Raw genomic sequence first — 15,150 nt, forward strand, 5'->3', positions numbered from 1 at the left:
TTCCCCTAGTTGAGCGGTCCGCCGGCCACGTACAGCACCTGGCCGGAGACGAACCCGGCGTCCTCGCCGGTGAAGTAGGCGATGGCGCCGGCGATGTCCTCGGGCCGGCCCACGCGCTGGACGGGGATCTGGGTGGCGGCGGCCGCCTGGAAGTCCTCGAAGCCCATGCCGACGCGGGCGGCGGTGGCGGCGGTCATGTCGGTGACGATGAAGCCGGGCGCCACGGCGTTGGCGGTGACGCCGAACTTGCCGAGTTCGATGGCGAGGGTCTTGGTGAAGCCCTGGAGACCGGCCTTGGCGGCGGAGTAGTTGGCCTGGCCCCGGTTGCCGAGCGCGGACGACGAGGACAGGTTGACGATCCGGCCGAACTTGGCCTCGACCATGTACTTCTGGACGGCCTTGGCCATCAGGAAGGCGCCCCGCAGGTGCACGTTCATGACCGTGTCCCAGTCGGACGCGCCCATCTTGAACAGCAGGTTGTCGCGGAGCACGCCCGCGTTGTTCACCAGGATGGTCGGGGCGCCCAGCTCCTCGGCGATCCGGGTGACGGCGGCCTCGACCTGGGCCTCGTCGGAGACGTCGCAGCCGACCGCGAGCGCCTTGCCGCCGGCGGCCGTGATCTTCTCGACGGTGTCCTTGCACGCGGCCTCGTCGAGGTCGATCACCGCGACGGCACGGCCCTCGGCGGCCAGTCGTACGGCGGTCGCGGCACCGATGCCGCGCGCGCCACCGGTGACCACGGCGACACGCTGCTCAGTGGTGGACATTGCTGGTTCTCCTCGCCCTTGGGATGCGGCTCCTGCGGCGCCCCCTGTTGGTGAGCGACCGCTTAGTACCTTCAGCACACGTGACGCTAGAAGTCCTGGCACCCGGTGTCAACGTTCCACCAGGTGTGATCCCTTACGTCGGCCCCGACCGGGGGCCGGCGACGCGCCACGGCCCCGTCACTTCACCAGCAGGGCGAGCAGCCGCTCGGCCTCCGCCGCCGGATCCGCGGTGAGCCCAGTGTGCACGGGCCCCGCCTGGACGACCGTGGAACGGGGCGCGACAAGCCACCGGAACCGCCGTCCGGCGTCGTCCCGGGCGGCCTGCCCGGCCGCCTCTCCCCCGGCGCACACCCCTTCCACGGCGCGCAGCGCGGCCCGTACGCCCCTCACGTCCGCCCCGGGGTCCAGGGCGAGGAGCTTGGCCTCGTCCAGATGCGTACGGGCGGCCACCAGGGCCCGGGAGCGGCTGTAGACGAGGACGCCCGCGTTGAAGCACTCCCCGCGCTCGATCCTGGGCACCACCCGCAGCAGCGCGTACTCGTAGACGTCCTGCCCGGTCGCCCCGGTCCCCAGGAAGCGGTCGCTCACTTGATCCCCTCGATGCGTTCGTGAATGTCGGCGGCGCGGGCGAGCAGCGGTTCGGCGTACGCCCGCCGCAGCGCGTCCGGCGTCTCGAAGCCGGGCTCGTCGGTCAGCCAGACGTCCGGGATCCCTGCGGTCACCTCGGCGAGCAGGTCCTCGGTGACCAGGGGCGCGAGGTCGGCGGCGGCCGCGGCGACATCGGGGGCGAAGCGCGCCAGGGCGTGGTCGGCGGCGGCGTACGGCTTGGCCGCGGAGGCGCGGGCGCCGGGCCAGTGGTGGTGCCAGATCATGGTGGCCCCGTGGTCGATGAGCCACAGCTCGCCGTGCCGGGTCAGCAGGTTGGGGTTGCGCCAGGAGCGGTCGACGTTGTTGATCAGCGCATCGAACCAGACGACCCGCCCGGCCTCCTCGGGACTCACCTCGAAGGCGAGCGGGTCGAAGCCGATCGCGCGGGCCAGGAAGTCCATGCCCAGGTTGGTGCCGCCGCTGGACCTGATCAGCTCCTGCACCTGCTCGTCGGGCTCGCCGAGCCCGAGGACGGGATCGAGGTCGAGGGTGACCAGGCCGGGCACGCGCAGGCCGAGCCGCCGGGCCAGCTCGCCGCAGACGACCTCCGCCACCAGCGTCTTGCGGCCCTGACCCGCGCCGGTGAACTTCAGGACGTATGTGCCGCGGTCGTCGGCCTCGACGAGACCCGGCAGCGAACCGCCTTCCCGCAACGGCGTGATGTACCGGGTCACGCTGACTTCCTTGAGCATCGCCCCAGGCTACCGGCGTGGCGCGGGCCCCCGGAGGCGACCCGTCCGCCCTCGGCGCGGACCGACAGCTTCCGGACAGCTGTTTTTGACGCTCTCGTGATCCCGGACAGGCCAGGATGAGCACCCTGTCTGAACGTTCAAGCACAGCCCCGCCGTATCCATGGGCGAAAGTGCAAAGCCGATCTCGGGAGGAACCGCCGGCATGACCAGCGAAACGATCAACCCCGCTTCGATTCCGGGCCGTCGCACCGTCATGGCGGCGGCCGGCGTGGCAGGACTCGCCGTCGCGCTGACCGCGTGCGGGTCGGAGGACGACCCGTCGACCTCGAACTCGTCCGGTACCGGGGCAGGGGCAGGGGCAGGGGGCGACTCGACCGCCGAGGCGAGCGGCGGCAGCACGAGCGGCGGCGCCGGCGGCACGGCGATCGCCAAGACCTCGGACATTCCGGAGGGTGGTGGCAAGATCTTCCCGAGCGAGGGCGTCGTCATCACCCAGCCGGAGGCGGGCCAGTACAAGGCGTTCTCCGCCACCTGCACCCACCGGGGGTGTGCCGTGAAGTCGATCGCCGACGGCGTGATCAACTGCCCGTGTCACAACAGCAACTTCTCGATCGCCGACGGCAGTGTGAAGAGCGGCCCGGCCACGGAGCCGCTGCCGGCCAAGAAGGTCAGCGTCTCGGGTGATTCCATCACGCTGGCCTGATCCTCGTCAGGCACGCCAGCACCTCGTCGGTGGTCGCGACCGTGGCGACCAGCGCGAGGGTGTGGCGGATCATCGCGGGGGTGTAGTCGGCAGGCACCCCCGCGACGGCGTCCCCGATGACGACGACGTGGTAGCCGCGGTTCACCGCGTCGAACACGGCGTTCGGCACGGCCACGTTGGCCGAGACACCGGTGACGATCAGCGTGCGGCACCCCAGATTGCGCAGCAGCGCGTCCACGTCGGTGCCCGCCAGCGGCGACAGCCCGTGCAGCCGCCGTACGACCAGGTCCTCCTCGGCGACCTCGATGGGCGCGGCGACGCGCACGGCCTCGCTGCCCGTCAACTGCCGTACGGGCAGCCGTTCCGCCGCGCGGAACAGGCGGGCGTTGTGGTTGGCCCCCCGCCCGTCCGGCCGCCGCTCGGCGACGGCGTGCATGACCTGAACGCCACTCCTGTGGGCCGCGTCGACCAGCCTGGCCACGTTGGCGAGCGCCCCCGACGAGCGTGCCTCGCGGGCGAGTTCGGGCAGTGCGCCGTCCGGTCCGACGACCCCCCGCTGACACTCGACGGTGAGCAGGACGGTGGTGGCGGGTTCGAGCAGCCCGTCCAGCTCCCGCCGCCTCCTGGAGTCGCTCGCGTCCTCGTTGGCGTACGACGGCATGCCGTTCCCCTTGTCGCCGGCGATCGGGCGGGCGAGCGTAACCCCCCTTGCACATGGACGGAAGACGGCCGATGCTCTTCTGACGCTACGTCAGCGAAGGGGAAGTCGATGACCGTCACGCAGCGCCGGGGCCGGAAGATCATGATGGAACCCGCCGAACTGGACGAGTTCCTCGGCGCGCAGCACACCTGCCGGGTCGCGACGGTCTCGTCCGACGGCGCCCCGCACATCAGCCCGCTCTGGTACGTCTGGGACGGCACGTCGCTCTGGCTCTACTCGATCACCCGCAGCAAGCGGTGGTCCGCGCTGCGCCGCGATCCGCACGTCGCCGTCGTGGTCGATGCGGGCGAGGAGTACGGCGAACTGCGTGGTGCGGAGCTGTCCGGCACCGTCGAGTTCGTCGGCGAGGCACCGCGTACGGGCGAGCCGGTCCCCGAACTCGTCGAGGTGGAGCGGCGGTTCGCCCGCAAGAACTTCGGCATCGACGAGATGCCGCACGACGGCAGGCACGCCTGGCTGCGCCTGACGCCGGACGCGATCGCGACCTGGGACTTCCGCAAGCTGGAACAGCCCCCGGCCGGAGTGCCCCGCGAGGTACACCGCCCGCCCGTCACTCCGCCTCGGTGAGACACGCGCTCGGCGATTGCACGCGCTCGGCGAGGCACGCGACGGCCGCGGGATCGGCGCACCCCGCGAACGGCGGCGGGACCTCCGCCCGCTCGGCCCGATCCCCGGGCACGGGGCCGGCGTTGGTTCATCCCGAGCCGCACGCGGCCCCCGCCGCCCGGAGCGCCTCGACCGCCGCCCTGATCGACGGCCGCCGGTCGGCGTCCGCGCGCCATACCGCGTAGACGCTCCGGTGGACCCGGGGGCGCACCGGGACCGTCCGCATCCCGGCCGGCATCGGGTCGCGGCCGAGCCGGGGTGCGATGCAGACACCCAACCCGGCTGCCACCAGGGCCAGTTGGGTGTGGTGCTCACCGGCCCGGTGGGCGATCTGGGGCTCGATCCCGTTGGCACGCAGCGTGTAGAGCAGCCATTCGTGGCAGAACTCCCCCTCGGGCCAGGCGACCCACGGCTCCTCCGCCAGCTCCCGCAGGTCGATCTCGTCCCGCCCGGCGAGCGGGTGGTCCTCGGGCAGGGCCACCTCCACCGGGTCGTCGAGGATCGCTGCCCTGGCGAGGCCCTCGGGGACGGGCAGCGGCTTGTTGTACCAGTCGAGGACGACGGCCAGGTCGACGTCGCCCCGGATCACCGCGTTGATGGCGAGTTCGGGCTCCAGCTCCCGTGAGCGCACGCGCAGCGCGGGATGGTCGTCCCGCAGCGCACGGAAGAGGGCGGGGAACAGTCCCCGGACGGCCGTGGGGAACGCGGCCAGCCGCAGTTCGCCGACGACCTGCCCGCGCTGCGCCTCCAAGTCGGCCTGGGCCAGCTCGACCTGCGACAGGATGCGCGCGGCATGCTCGGCGAGCAGCCGCCCCGCGTCGGTGAGGCGCACGCCCCGCCCGTTCTTGGCGAGGAGCCGCTGTCCGACCTCCCGTTCCAGCTTGGCCATCTGCTGCGAGACGGCCGAGGTCGTCACATGCAGCCCCTCGGCGGCCCCGCTGACCGAACCGTGCCGGGCCAGCGCGTCGAGGGTGCGCAGCCTCTCCAGATTCAACATGTAAGAGATGCTACGAGATTCAGCGCATGAATTCTCGCTTGTGCTACAAGATTGGCGGACACCAGGGTGGGGGCATGACCACCGCCACGCCCACGCGCCCTCCCGCCTCCCTGCCCGGACGTGCCCGCGCCGCCGTCGACTGGCGCCTGCGCTTCGCCTTCCTCTCCCTCGTCTGGGGCTTCAGCTTCCTCCTGATCAAGGTGGGCACCCAGGCGTACGGGCCGTTCCAGGTCACCTTCGGGCGGCTGCTGTTCGGCACGCTGGTGCTCGCGGTGGCGATGGCGGTGAAGCGGGAGCGGCTGCCGCGCGGCGCCCGCACCTGGGGGCACCTCACGGTGGCGGCCCTGCTCCTCAACGCACTGCCGTTCTCCCTCTTCGCCTACGCGGAGCTGACCATCCCCTCCGCACTGGCGGGCATCTGCAACGCGACCTCGCCCCTGTGGGGCATGGCGCTCTCCCTGGTGGCGCTCTCGGAGGACCGCCCGACCCGGGTGCGGGTCGCCGGTCTCGGCCTCGGCTTCCTCGGCGTGCTCACCGTGCTCGGCGCCTGGCAGGGCTTCAGCGGGCTGGACGCGCGGGGCACCACGATGGCACTGCTGGCCTCCCTCAGCTATCCGGTCGGCTGGATCTACGTCCGCCGCACCCTGGCCGGCACCAGCACGTCGCACCTGTCTCTCACCGGCGCCCAACTCCTGCTGGCCACCGCGCAACTGGCCTGCGTCACCCCGCTGTTCACGACCCTGCCGAGCAGCTTCCCGATCCTGCCCCTGTTGGCGGTCGTCGCCCTGGGCACCCTCGGCACGGGTGTCGCCATGCTCCTCCAGTACGGCCTGGTCTCCGAGGTAGGTCCGACCACCGCCCAGATGGTCACCTACTTCATCCCGGTCATCGCCACGGCCGCCGGTGTGGTGCTGCTCGGCGAGCCCCTGGCCTGGTCGACCCCGGTCGGCGCGGCGATCGTGCTGGCGGGAGCGGCCCTGACCCAGGTCAGGCCGCGCACCTGAATCCTCAGGGTGTCCTCATACGTAACCGCCGCCATCGGAGCCCGGCCGCACCGCCGAGGCCACCGCCTCCGTTACCCTCCCGATCTCCTCCTCGGTGAGGGCGGAGACCGTGATCCGGATCCCCTGCGGGGCGTTCATGCGGAAGCGTGCGCCGGGCGCGACGGCCCACCCTGCGTGGAGCAGGCGGGCGACCGCGCCGGTCTCGTCCGGGACCCGGATCCACACGTTCATCCCGCTGACCCCGTGCGCCTCGACCCCGCGCCGCGCGAGGGCGCCGATCAGCGCGTCGCGCCGCCTCCCGTACGCCGCCGCCACGGCCTCGGCGTCCACCGCGCCGCCGGTCCACAGCCGTACGACGGCCCGCTGCACCAGCCGGCTCACCCAGCCCGGCCCCAGCCGCTGCCGGCCCCGGACCCGGTCGACCGTGACGGCGTCCCCGGTGAGCACCGCGAGCCGCAGGTCGGGGCCGTACGCCTTGGCCACCGACCGTACGAAGGCCCAGCTGCGGGTGGCCCCGGCCAGCGGATGGAGGGGCTGGTCGACGATCCGGTAGCCGTGGTCGTCCTCGATGAGCAGGGTCTCGGGATGCTCCCCCAGCACGGACCGCAGGGCACGCGCCCGTGCGGCGCTCACGGCCGCGCCGGTGGGGTTCTGCGCGCGATCGGTGACGATCAGGGCCCGCGCCCCGGCCTCCAGCGCCCCGCGGACGTCGTCGGCGAGCGGCCCTTCGTCGTCGACACCGACCGGCACGAGGCGCAGTCCGAGCGCCGGGACGAGGTCGAGCACACTGCCCCACCCCGGGTCCTCGACGGCGACGGCGTCCCCGGGTTTGAGGTGGGCGACCAGGACGCGTTCGATCGCGTCGAGCGAACCGGAGGTGACCGTGACCGGCCCGTCCGGCACCCCGTCGGCGTCCAGCTCGGCCCGCGCGATCCGCGCCAGCTCGGGCTCCACGGAGCCCGACCCGTACAGCACGGGCTCACGGTCACCCTGCTGGGCGGCGGCCGTGAACGCCTCGGCGAGACGCGGCAGCAGGGCGGTGTCGGGATTGCCATCCGCGAGGTCGCGCACGCCCTCCGGCACCTCCACCCGGATGTACTCGCGCCCCGTCGTCGCCGGCCGGGGCCGCACACGACTCCCCCGCCGCCCGGCCGTCTCGATGACTCCGCGCTCACGCAGCGTGCGGTAGGCGGCCGCGACGGTGTTCGGGTTCACCCCTAGCCTTTCCGCCAACTCCCGCATGGGTGGCAGTAGTTGACCAGGAGTCAGCTCCCCCGCCCCGACCGCCCGCTCGACGCTCGCCGCGATATCCGCCGCACGCCGCCCGGTGACCATGTATTCTCCTAGCACAAACCAAACTATGCACTAGTGCAATGGGGAGCGCAATGACGGGGACACCACAGCCGACGACACCACCGGCCGCCGCCTACCACCCCACCGACCGCACCGTCGTCACCCGGGGCGGGGAGAAGGCGTCGTACGACAAGGACCTGGTCCACGCGATACTCGACGAGGGCTACGTCTGCCATCTCGGCTTCGTCCGCGACGGCGCCCCGGTGGTGCTGCCCACGCTGTACGGCCGGGTCGGCGAGACGCTCTACGTGCACGGTTCGACCGGTTCACGCCCGCTGCGGATGACGGGCCAGGCCGACCCGGGGCTCCCGGTGTGCCTGACGGTGACCCACGTGGACGGGCTGGTCCTGGCCCGCTCCGCCTTCCACCACTCGATCAACTACCGTTCGGTCGTGGTGCACGGCATCGCCCACCAGGTCACGGACCCGCAGGAGCGGCGGATCGCCCTGGACGCGCTCGTCGACCACGTCGTACCGGGCCGCTCGCGGGACTCCCGGCCCGCCAACCCCAAGGAGTTCGCGGCCACCGCCGTGATCCGCCTCGACCTGAACGAGGTCTCGGCCAAGACCCGCACCGGCGGCGTCAACGAGGAGCCCGAAGACCTCACCCTCCCCCACTGGGCCGGTGTCGTCCCCCTCCGCAAGGGCTACGACACCCCGATCCCGGACCCCGGCCTGCCCGCCGGCACGGAACTCCCGGACTACCTCAAGACCCTGTAGTACTCGTCCCCGCCCCCGGGCCCACCTCAACGGCGAGGCGCCACCCCGGGGCCTTCAGGGGCGAACCGACAGCTCCGGCTCGACCCCCTCCTCAATCGCCCCGCCCGACCGTCCCGGCACCGCCTCCCGCACCGCGGACCGCTGCGCGACGAACGCCCCGACCAGCACCACCGCCCCGCCCGCGATCTGCGGCGCCGACAGATGCTCCCCCAACAGCACCCACGCGAGCACCGTCGCCACGACCGCCTCCAGGCACCCCACGACCCCGGCCACCTGCGGCGACAGCCGCCGCACGGCCACCACCCCGGTCCCGTACGCGACCACCGTGGCGAGCAGCACCACCCAGCCGAGCAGCACCCACGCCGGAACAGCCGTACCGTCCATCGAGGCGTCGCCCCCGAGCACCCGCCACTCCATCCCCCAGGGCCGCGCCACCACCGTGAGCACCGCGGCGCCCACCAGCAGCCCGTAGGCGATCACCCCGAGCGGATCCGGGGCCTCGGCCCCCTCGTCGCCGCCCTGATCGGACAGCACGAAGTACCCGGCCTGGCAGCAGGCGGCCCCGAGCGCCAGCAGCAGGCCGAGCGGGTCGAAGCTCAGCCCCGACCAGATCTCCACGACACAGGCGAGGCCGCCGACGGCGAGGACGACACCGAGCGCGGCGGCCCGCGTCACCGGCCGCCGCTGCACGAACCGCACCCAGCCGAGGACGATGGCCGGTCCGAGGTACTCCACGAGGAGCGCGACGCCGACGGGGATCCGGGAGATCGAGGCGAAGTAGAACGCCTGCACACCGGCCACGGCGAACAGCCCGAACCCGACGAGCAGCGCGGGCCGCCGGAGCACCAGATCCCGGTGACGCACGGCCAGCGGCAGCATCACCAACGCGGCACCGAAGACCCTCAGCCACACCACGTGCAGCGGATCGAGCCCGGCCTCGATGAGCGGCTTCGCCGCCGTACCCGATCCACCGAAGGCGACCGCGGACCCCAGCGCGAGCACCAGCCCGACGCCACGCCCGCGATACCCCTGACTCCCCTGAGACGTATGCACCGGCACATGATGTCAGCCGGCGACAGGAGCGTCATCCCCATTGACTCCTGTCTCAGTGCCTGGACGGCGGCCGGGCACCACCGGGACGGCCGGGCGTGCCCCGACAACCCGTCATGCCTCCGCCCCCTCCTCCCCGTTCATCCCCCGCCCCGTGACACCGCCGTCGCCGGTCTCCGGGATCCGCCCCGTGCCACCGCCCCCGCCGGCCTCCGCGATCCGTCGCGCCACCACCTCCCCGTCGACACCGACCTTGCCCAGCACCTCCACGGCCCGCGAACCGGTGGCCACGACGAGCACCGCGAGCAGGTCGACGCCGTGGGCCGACTCCGCGCCCCGCAGCACGGCACGGTCGTACGCCCGTGTCATCGCCCGGGTCGCCACGGGCGACCAGCCGGGCCTGCCCGGCCCGCCCGGGACGACACCGGCGTCCTCGACACCGATCCGCCAGCGCAGCCCGTACCCGATGCTGCGCTGCACGAGATAGCCGAGGAGCCGGGCGACCTGCGGGCCGTCGAAGGCGGCGCAGACCTCCGGGTCGGACTCCACGAGGGAATGCAGCAGATGGGCGGTGTCGATCTGCCGGTCCCCGTCCCGCAGGGCCCGTCTGCGTGCACCGGCGACCACCGAGGCCAGCTCATCCGTGAGCCCGCCCTCGATCTCCACGTGATCCGGACCATGGTCTACGGCCGACTGCCGGGGAATACGGGGTAGCACGCCCCCCACCCCATCAGTCCCGGCACCTTCTGGTCATCCACGAGAGGAAGCATTCTCGCCTCCGGCACAGGTTGCGCAAGAAGGAGCCGCCTCTCCTCCCTACGGATGAGATCCGACCCCCTCGCCTCAGGGGCGCGCGCCGCCCTGCTCCGCGCCCGGAACGCAACCGCCACGCACCGGCGCTCGTCTCTCACCGCATGGAGTGCGGGTGCCGGCCGGTGACCCTGCCGGCGGTCGACGGCAGGCAGTACGCGTACCGGGTGCACGCCCCTCGGAACGCGCTGCCCGCCGATCTGTCCCGGGAAGCCTGGCACTGCCATGACGAGAGCCGTTTCCCCGGGCGCGGGACGTGTTCGACGCGGCACTGATCCGGCAGGTGACGTAGACGCCGCCCCCACCGAGGCCGCCCCGGACCTCCCGGCACCCCCGGGCCGACCGACACCGACCCCGGGGCGACCGACACCGGCCCGGGCGGACCGGCGACCCGGCCACCACTTCCTGACGGTTCATCAGTATTGAATGTTCCGGGCCCCGAGGCTACGTTCCGCGACACCACCGTCCGAGACGAAGGGGTTGTCGCATGGCCGATGTCAGCGCCGAGGCACGCATCGAGGCACCCGCCGACCAGGTCTGGGCCCGGCTCGTCGACTGGTCCGCGTACGGCGAGTGGAACACCACCCACACCGGCTTCCCCAAGGGCGGCCCCGAGGCCCTCGTGGTCGGCGGCACCTTCCAGGAGAACCTGAGGCTCATGGGCTTCCCCGCCGAGGTCGAATGGACCATCGCCGAACTGGAACCCGCCCGCACCCTGGCCATCCGCGGCAAGGGTCCCATGGCCGTGGACCTCGCCACCCGCTACACCCTCACCCCCGACGGCGGCGCCACCACGGTCCGCATCGACGGCCGGTTCACCGGCGCCGCCGTCTCCCTGATGGCGGGCAGGCTCAGGGACTCCGCCACGGCCGCGCTCGACGAGTCCCTGCGCAAGCTGAGCGGCCTCGTGACCTGACCCCACGCCGGTCCGCACCCCCGCACACCTCTCGCACGCCCCACGCGCACGAAAGCGCCCCGCGGAGATCCCTCTCCGCGGGGCGCCTCGCACATGTCACCCGCACACTGCCGTCAGTCCTCGTCGGCGAGGATGAGGTACAGCTTCTTGCGGGCTTCGTTGATCACCGTCAGCGCCTTGTCGCGCTGATCCTTGTCGCCGGTCTTCCAGACCTGGCCGAACGCCTCCATCAGACCGAAGCCGGCCTGCCGGATCTCGCTCAGCGCCTCCCAGTCGACCCCGCGCGAGGCCTCTTCCCAAGGGGCCTCGGGCCCCTCCTCGGCCGCGGTGCGGCCCGCCTCGGTGAGCGAGAACAGCTTCTTGCCGCCCTCGGTCGCACTGGCGATCAGCCCCTCGTCCTCCAGCAGCTGAAGGGTGGGGTACACCGAACCGGGGCTGGGCTTCCACGCCCCGCCACTGCGCTCGGCGATCTCCTGGATCATCTCGTAGCCGTGCATGGGCCTGTCCTTGAGGAGGGCCAGGATCGACGCGCGCACATCGCCCCGCCGTGCCCTTCCCCGAGGGCCGCCCCGGCCACGCCCACCCCAGGGTCCCCCACCGAAGGGTCCGAACGGTCCGGGGCCACCATGGCCCGGCCCGAACGGCCCGAAGGCGGCGCGCAGCGCCTCGGCGTCACCTCGGCCGCGGGGGTGCTCCCCACCACGGCGTCCATGTCCACGCTCGAATCCGAAGTCCTGTCCACGGGAACGCATCGCAATCACTCCATTCCATCGTTGATCTGTCGCGATGCTTCAACGATATATCGGGACCTGTCGCCTGACAAGCCCCTCCGCGAGAACGCCGTCGTGATGTACTGCCGCGCATGCCCTTGCTGCTGCTCGACCTGGACAACACCCTGATCGACCGCGACGCGGCCTTCCGGGCCGCCGTGGCCGCCTTCCTGCGCGCACACGGTCTGCCCGCCACCGACCTGCCCTGGGTGACGGCCGTCGACGCGGGCGGCTACACCCCGCGCCACGAGGTCGCCGCCACCCTCACCGACCGCTACGCGGACGCGGTACCGCCCGGCGCCGTCGGCACTCTGCTCGACACCGGCGCCGCCGACCGCGTGGTCCTGGCCCCCACCATCCGCGAGGCACTCGACCGCGCGCGCGGCAGCGGCTGGACCTGCGTGATCGTCACCAACGGGCGAACCGCCCAGCAGGAGGCGAAGATCCGCCGCACCGGGCTCGACCGGCTCGTACAGGGCTGGGTCGTCTCCGAAGCCGTCGGCCACAAGAAGCCCGAGCCGGAGATCTTCCACGCGGCGGCCGCCGTCGCCGGGCTCCCGCTTCCCGGCGCCTGGGTGGTCGGCGACGCGGCCCACGCCGACATCGCGGGCGCCGACGCCCTCGGCCTGCGCAGCGTCTGGGTGGCGCACGGCCGCGCCTGGAACGAGACCGCCTTCCGGCCCACCCACGTCGCGGCCGACATCGCCTCCGCGATCCAGCACGTCATCGGCACCGCGAACCGCTCCGCCGACGCGCCCTCTAGGGTGCGGGAATGATCTCCGACAGCTATCTCTCCTCCCTGTTCTCGCTGGACGGCCGGGTCGCCGTGGTGACGGGCGGCAGCTCCGGCATCGGCAGGGCCATCGCCTCGGCTCTCGCCCGGGCCGGCGCGAGCGTCGTGATCGTCGCGCGCAAGGAGGCCGAGCTGACGGCAACGGTCGACGAGCTGACGGCGGACGGCTGCCGGGCGGCCCGGGTGAGCGGCGACCTGAGCACCCGTGCCGGTGTGCGTGCGGCGGCCGAGCGGGCGGTCGAGGCGTTCGGGGAGCCCGACATCCTCGTCAACAGCGCCGGCGTCAACCTGCGGCCGCCGCTGAGCGAACTGGGCGAGGACGTGTGGGACACGACCATGGCCGTGAACCTGGACGCGCCCTTCCTGCTGGGCCAGCGATTCGGCCCGGGCATGGCCGAGCGCGGCTACGGCCGCATCATCCACATCACCTCACAGCAGGCACACCGGGCGTTCGTCCGCAGCGGCGCGTACGGCGTCTCCAAGGGCGCGCTGGAGTCGCTGGCCCGCTCGCAGGCCGAGGAGTGGTCGCCCCACGGCGTCACCTGCAACACCCTGGTCCCGGGCTTCGTCCCGACCCCGCTCAACACCCGGCTCTCGTCCGACCCGCGGAAGGTGGCGGCCCTCGCCGCACGCACCCTGGCCGGCCGCAACGGCCTGGCCGAGGACTTCGCCGGTGCCGCCGTCTTCCTGGCCGGGCGCTCGGCCGGTTACATCACCGGCCAGTCGGTCTTCGTGGACGGCGGCTTCTCCGTCCACTAGCAGGCCGCGCCCCGCGTGGGGCGGGAAGACAGCCCGCCCCACGCACGACTGGCCCCCGAAAACCGGTCCACCACCCCAAAATTGGCCTTGGCCTGCCGCTCCACCGACGCCCTAGCGTCGTCCCATGCGCATTCGTATCGTGGACGCCTTCACCGACCGCCCCTTCTCCGGCAACCCGGCCGGAGTCCTCCTCCTCGACGCCTTCCCGGAGGACACCTGGCTGCAGAACGTGGCCAGAGAGGTCAACCACGCCGAGACCGCGTTCGCCCATCCCCTCCCGCCGGGCGGCGAGGCCGACTGGGCACTGCGCTGGTTCACGCCGGTCGCCGAGGTGGCGATGTGCGGCCACGCCACACTCGCCACAGCACACGTCCTGAACAGCACGAACACCCATGAGGGTCCCGTACGGTTCGCCTCGCGCAGCGGCGTTCTCCTCGCCACCCCCCGCCCGGACGGCTCGCTCACCCTCGACTTCCCGACCGCGCCCCTCACCCCGGTCGCCGTCCCGGACGGCGTAGCCGAGGCGCTGGGCGCCGAGCCGCTGGGCGCCGTCGACACCGGCCCGAACGTGGGCGACCTTCTGGTGGAGCTGGCCGACGAGAAGACGGTCCTGGGGCTTGCCCCGGACCTCCGGTCCCTCGGCCGCTACTCCGAGCGCGGGATCATCGCCACGGCCCGCGCCGAGGACCCCGCCGCCGGGTACGACTACGTCTCGCGGTGCTTCTTCCCGAACATCGGCATCGACGAGGACGCCGTCACGGGCAGCGCCCACACCGCACTCGCCCCCTACTGGTCCGCGCGCCTGGGCAGCCCGGACCTCACCGGCCTGCAGGCGTCCCCCCGCTCCGGCCGCGTGCGCACCGAACTCCGCGGCGAGCGCACCCTGCTCTCCGGCCGCGCGGTCACGGTCATCGACGGCGAACTGATGGCCTGACCGCTCGGACCCGCCGACCCGCCGATCCGCCGGCCCATGGACCTGGCGACATGTCGATCTGTCGCCGACACCTCCTGCCCGGCGGCCCGCGGCCCACGAACGCCTCACGCGGTGGGCAGCCAGCCCACTTTCCCCGCCAGCAGCGCGTAGCCCACGAACGCCCCGATGTCGAGCAGCGAGTGGGCCACCACGAGCGGCCCCACACGCCCCCATCGCCGGTACAGAAAGACGAACACGACCCCCATCACCATGTTGCCGACGAAGCCGCCGATGCCCTGGTAGAGGTGGTACGACCCGCGCAGCACCGAGCTGGCGGCGAGCGCGCTCCCCGGTGACCAGCCGAGCTGCTGGAGCCGGCGCAGCAGGTACCCGACCACGATGACCTCTTCGAGGACCGCGTTCTGGATCGCGGAGAGGATCAGCACGGGGTGCTTCCACCACACCTCGGGCAGCGCCTCCGGCACGACCGTGAGGTTGAACCCGAGGCCGCGGGCCGCCAGGTAGAAGGCGATGCCCGTGCTGCCGATCACCGCGGCGATCGCCGCGCCCCGGCCGAGGTCGGGCCACGGCTTCGTCCGGTCGAACCCGAGGGTGCGCAGTCCGGCGCCCTCACGCAGCAGGAAGTGCGCGACCAGGGCGACCGGGACCAGGGCGGTGGTGATGCCGAACAGCTGCCACGCGAGGTCGAGCCAGGGCCGGCCCGGCGCGGCGGAGGCGTTCATGGTGGCCGCCTGGTCCTTCAGCCCGCCCGGCTTGGTGACCGATCCGATGAAGCTGATCAGCGCGGACACCCCGCTCGCGCCGAGCGAGACCCCGAGCACGAGCAGTGTCTCGTCCCTCAGGATCCGCCGGCTCGGCCGCTCCCGCGGCACCGCGCCCTCCGCCGCCTCCGCCTGCCCCTGCACCCA

At 72.8% G+C, this 15,150-nt stretch carries 18 protein-coding genes; 8 read left to right on the forward strand and 10 right to left on the reverse strand.

Annotation, left to right across the window (positions count from 1 at the left end; all coding sequences use genetic code 11):
- Nucleotides 1-5 precede the first annotated feature (5 nt).
- From fabG to ACZ6BB_RS31480, 3 genes are all read right to left on the reverse strand, one after another.
- Nucleotides 6-767, reverse strand: coding sequence for a 3-oxoacyl-ACP reductase FabG (gene fabG, locus ACZ6BB_RS31470; protein WP_060907482.1), 762 nt, complete (start codon nt 765-767; stop codon nt 6-8).
- Between the two features lie 177 nt (nt 768-944).
- Nucleotides 945-1,355, reverse strand: a complete 411-nt coding sequence (locus tag ACZ6BB_RS31475) for a DUF3037 domain-containing protein (RefSeq protein ID WP_471618501.1) — start codon at nt 1,353-1,355, stop codon at nt 945-947.
- Nucleotides 1,352-2,107: a HipA family kinase gene (locus ACZ6BB_RS31480; protein ID WP_471618502.1), complete on the reverse strand. Its 756-nt coding sequence runs from the start codon at nt 2,105-2,107 to the stop codon at nt 1,352-1,354. Before ACZ6BB_RS31480 ends, ACZ6BB_RS31475 begins: the two co-directional genes overlap by 4 nt.
- Before the next feature lie 202 nt (nt 2,108-2,309).
- Between ACZ6BB_RS31480 and ACZ6BB_RS31485 the strand changes: the two genes are divergently transcribed.
- Nucleotides 2,310-2,810, forward strand: coding sequence for a Rieske (2Fe-2S) protein (locus tag ACZ6BB_RS31485; RefSeq protein WP_471618503.1), 501 nt, complete (start codon nt 2,310-2,312; stop codon nt 2,808-2,810).
- Here ACZ6BB_RS31485 and ACZ6BB_RS31490 read toward each other — a convergent pair.
- Entirely contained in the window at nt 2,797-3,471 is a 675-nt protein-coding gene (locus tag ACZ6BB_RS31490; protein ID WP_471618504.1) for a cysteine hydrolase family protein, read from the reverse strand. The genes ACZ6BB_RS31485 and ACZ6BB_RS31490 overlap by 14 nt on opposite strands.
- Nucleotides 3,472-3,579: 108 nt before the next feature.
- Between ACZ6BB_RS31490 and ACZ6BB_RS31495 the strand changes: the two genes are divergently transcribed.
- Complete coding sequence (locus tag ACZ6BB_RS31495) at nt 3,580-4,098, forward strand: pyridoxamine 5'-phosphate oxidase family protein (protein ID WP_471618505.1); 519 nt, start codon at nt 3,580-3,582, stop codon at nt 4,096-4,098.
- 127 nt (nt 4,099-4,225) lie between these two features.
- On the opposite strand, the gene ACZ6BB_RS31500 is transcribed toward ACZ6BB_RS31495, so the two are convergent.
- Nucleotides 4,226-5,134: a LysR family transcriptional regulator gene (locus tag ACZ6BB_RS31500; RefSeq protein ID WP_471618506.1), complete on the reverse strand. Its 909-nt coding sequence runs from the start codon at nt 5,132-5,134 to the stop codon at nt 4,226-4,228.
- Between the two features lie 74 nt (nt 5,135-5,208).
- Here ACZ6BB_RS31500 and ACZ6BB_RS31505 point away from each other — a divergent pair, with 74 nt between their 5' ends.
- A complete protein-coding gene (locus tag ACZ6BB_RS31505) occupies nt 5,209-6,138 on the forward strand; it encodes a DMT family transporter (protein WP_471618507.1) in 930 nt (309 codons plus the stop codon).
- A 15-nt stretch (nt 6,139-6,153) separates the two neighbouring features.
- Here ACZ6BB_RS31505 and ACZ6BB_RS31510 read toward each other — a convergent pair whose 3' ends face one another.
- Nucleotides 6,154-7,488 carry an aminotransferase class I/II-fold pyridoxal phosphate-dependent enzyme gene (locus tag ACZ6BB_RS31510; RefSeq protein ID WP_471618508.1) on the reverse strand — a complete coding sequence of 445 codons (1,335 nt, stop codon included), beginning with the start codon at nt 7,486-7,488 and terminating at the stop codon, nt 6,154-6,156.
- Nucleotides 7,489-7,523: 35 nt separating this feature from the next.
- Between ACZ6BB_RS31510 and ACZ6BB_RS31515 the strand changes: the two genes are divergently transcribed.
- On the forward strand, nt 7,524-8,210 hold the full coding sequence (locus ACZ6BB_RS31515; protein WP_471618509.1) for a pyridoxamine 5'-phosphate oxidase family protein: 687 nt from the start codon (nt 7,524-7,526) through the stop codon (nt 8,208-8,210).
- 54 nt (nt 8,211-8,264) lie between these two features.
- Here ACZ6BB_RS31515 and ACZ6BB_RS31520 read toward each other — a convergent pair whose 3' ends face one another.
- Together ACZ6BB_RS31520 and ACZ6BB_RS31525 are read right to left on the reverse strand one after the other, a co-directional pair.
- Nucleotides 8,265-9,269 carry an EamA family transporter gene (locus ACZ6BB_RS31520; protein ID WP_471618510.1) on the reverse strand — a complete coding sequence of 335 codons (1,005 nt, stop codon included), beginning with the start codon at nt 9,267-9,269 and terminating at the stop codon, nt 8,265-8,267.
- 105 nt (nt 9,270-9,374) lie between these two features.
- A complete protein-coding gene (locus ACZ6BB_RS31525; protein ID WP_471618511.1) occupies nt 9,375-9,926 on the reverse strand; it encodes a peptidase in 552 nt (183 codons plus the stop codon).
- Between the two features lie 631 nt (nt 9,927-10,557).
- Here ACZ6BB_RS31525 and ACZ6BB_RS31530 point away from each other — a divergent pair.
- Nucleotides 10,558-10,986, forward strand: coding sequence for a type II toxin-antitoxin system Rv0910 family toxin (locus tag ACZ6BB_RS31530; RefSeq protein ID WP_471618512.1), 429 nt, complete (start codon nt 10,558-10,560; stop codon nt 10,984-10,986).
- 113 nt (nt 10,987-11,099) lie between these two features.
- On the opposite strand, the gene ACZ6BB_RS31535 is transcribed toward ACZ6BB_RS31530, so the two are convergent.
- A complete protein-coding gene (locus ACZ6BB_RS31535) occupies nt 11,100-11,738 on the reverse strand; it encodes a PadR family transcriptional regulator (protein ID WP_471618513.1) in 639 nt (212 codons plus the stop codon).
- A 110-nt stretch (nt 11,739-11,848) separates the two neighbouring features.
- Here ACZ6BB_RS31535 and ACZ6BB_RS31540 point away from each other — a divergent pair, with 110 nt between their 5' ends.
- The 3 genes from ACZ6BB_RS31540 (at nt 11,849) to ACZ6BB_RS31550 (ending at nt 14,242) form a co-directional block, all read left to right on the forward strand.
- Nucleotides 11,849-12,532, forward strand: coding sequence for an HAD family hydrolase (locus tag ACZ6BB_RS31540; protein WP_471618514.1), 684 nt, complete (start codon nt 11,849-11,851; stop codon nt 12,530-12,532).
- Entirely contained in the window at nt 12,529-13,308 is a 780-nt protein-coding gene (locus tag ACZ6BB_RS31545; RefSeq protein WP_471618515.1) for an SDR family NAD(P)-dependent oxidoreductase, read from the forward strand. Before ACZ6BB_RS31540 ends, ACZ6BB_RS31545 begins: the two co-directional genes overlap by 4 nt.
- Before the next feature lie 124 nt (nt 13,309-13,432).
- Entirely contained in the window at nt 13,433-14,242 is an 810-nt protein-coding gene (locus ACZ6BB_RS31550) for a PhzF family phenazine biosynthesis protein (protein WP_471618516.1), read from the forward strand.
- A 104-nt stretch (nt 14,243-14,346) separates the two neighbouring features.
- Here ACZ6BB_RS31550 and ACZ6BB_RS31555 read toward each other — a convergent pair whose 3' ends face one another.
- Nucleotides 14,347-15,147, reverse strand: a complete 801-nt coding sequence (locus tag ACZ6BB_RS31555; RefSeq protein ID WP_471618517.1) for a CPBP family intramembrane glutamic endopeptidase — start codon at nt 15,145-15,147, stop codon at nt 14,347-14,349.
- Between the last annotated feature and the right edge of the window lie 3 nt (nt 15,148-15,150).

Source organism: Streptomyces sp. NPDC041108 (assembly GCF_055592645.1).

Coding starts and splice junctions, on each gene's coding strand:
- ACZ6BB_RS31545 (WP_471618515.1), top strand. CDS start 12,529: ATGATCTCCGACAGCTATCTCTCCTCCCTGTTCTCGCTGGACGGCCGG.
- ACZ6BB_RS31495 (WP_471618505.1), top strand. CDS start 3,580: ATGACCGTCACGCAGCGCCGGGGCCGGAAGATCATGATGGAACCCGCC.
- ACZ6BB_RS31500 (WP_471618506.1), bottom strand. CDS start 5,134: ATGTTGAATCTGGAGAGGCTGCGCACCCTCGACGCGCTGGCCCGGCAC.
- ACZ6BB_RS31505 (WP_471618507.1), top strand. CDS start 5,209: ATGACCACCGCCACGCCCACGCGCCCTCCCGCCTCCCTGCCCGGACGT.
- ACZ6BB_RS31540 (WP_471618514.1), top strand. CDS start 11,849: ATGCCCTTGCTGCTGCTCGACCTGGACAACACCCTGATCGACCGCGAC.
- ACZ6BB_RS31550 (WP_471618516.1), top strand. CDS start 13,433: ATGCGCATTCGTATCGTGGACGCCTTCACCGACCGCCCCTTCTCCGGC.
- ACZ6BB_RS31535 (WP_471618513.1), bottom strand. CDS start 11,738: ATGCGTTCCCGTGGACAGGACTTCGGATTCGAGCGTGGACATGGACGC.
- ACZ6BB_RS31515 (WP_471618509.1), top strand. CDS start 7,524: ATGACGGGGACACCACAGCCGACGACACCACCGGCCGCCGCCTACCAC.
- fabG (WP_060907482.1), bottom strand. CDS start 767: ATGTCCACCACTGAGCAGCGTGTCGCCGTGGTCACCGGTGGCGCGCGC.
- ACZ6BB_RS31485 (WP_471618503.1), top strand. CDS start 2,310: ATGACCAGCGAAACGATCAACCCCGCTTCGATTCCGGGCCGTCGCACC.
- ACZ6BB_RS31490 (WP_471618504.1), bottom strand. CDS start 3,471: ATGCCGTCGTACGCCAACGAGGACGCGAGCGACTCCAGGAGGCGGCGG.
- ACZ6BB_RS31530 (WP_471618512.1), top strand. CDS start 10,558: ATGGCCGATGTCAGCGCCGAGGCACGCATCGAGGCACCCGCCGACCAG.
- ACZ6BB_RS31480 (WP_471618502.1), bottom strand. CDS start 2,107: ATGCTCAAGGAAGTCAGCGTGACCCGGTACATCACGCCGTTGCGGGAA.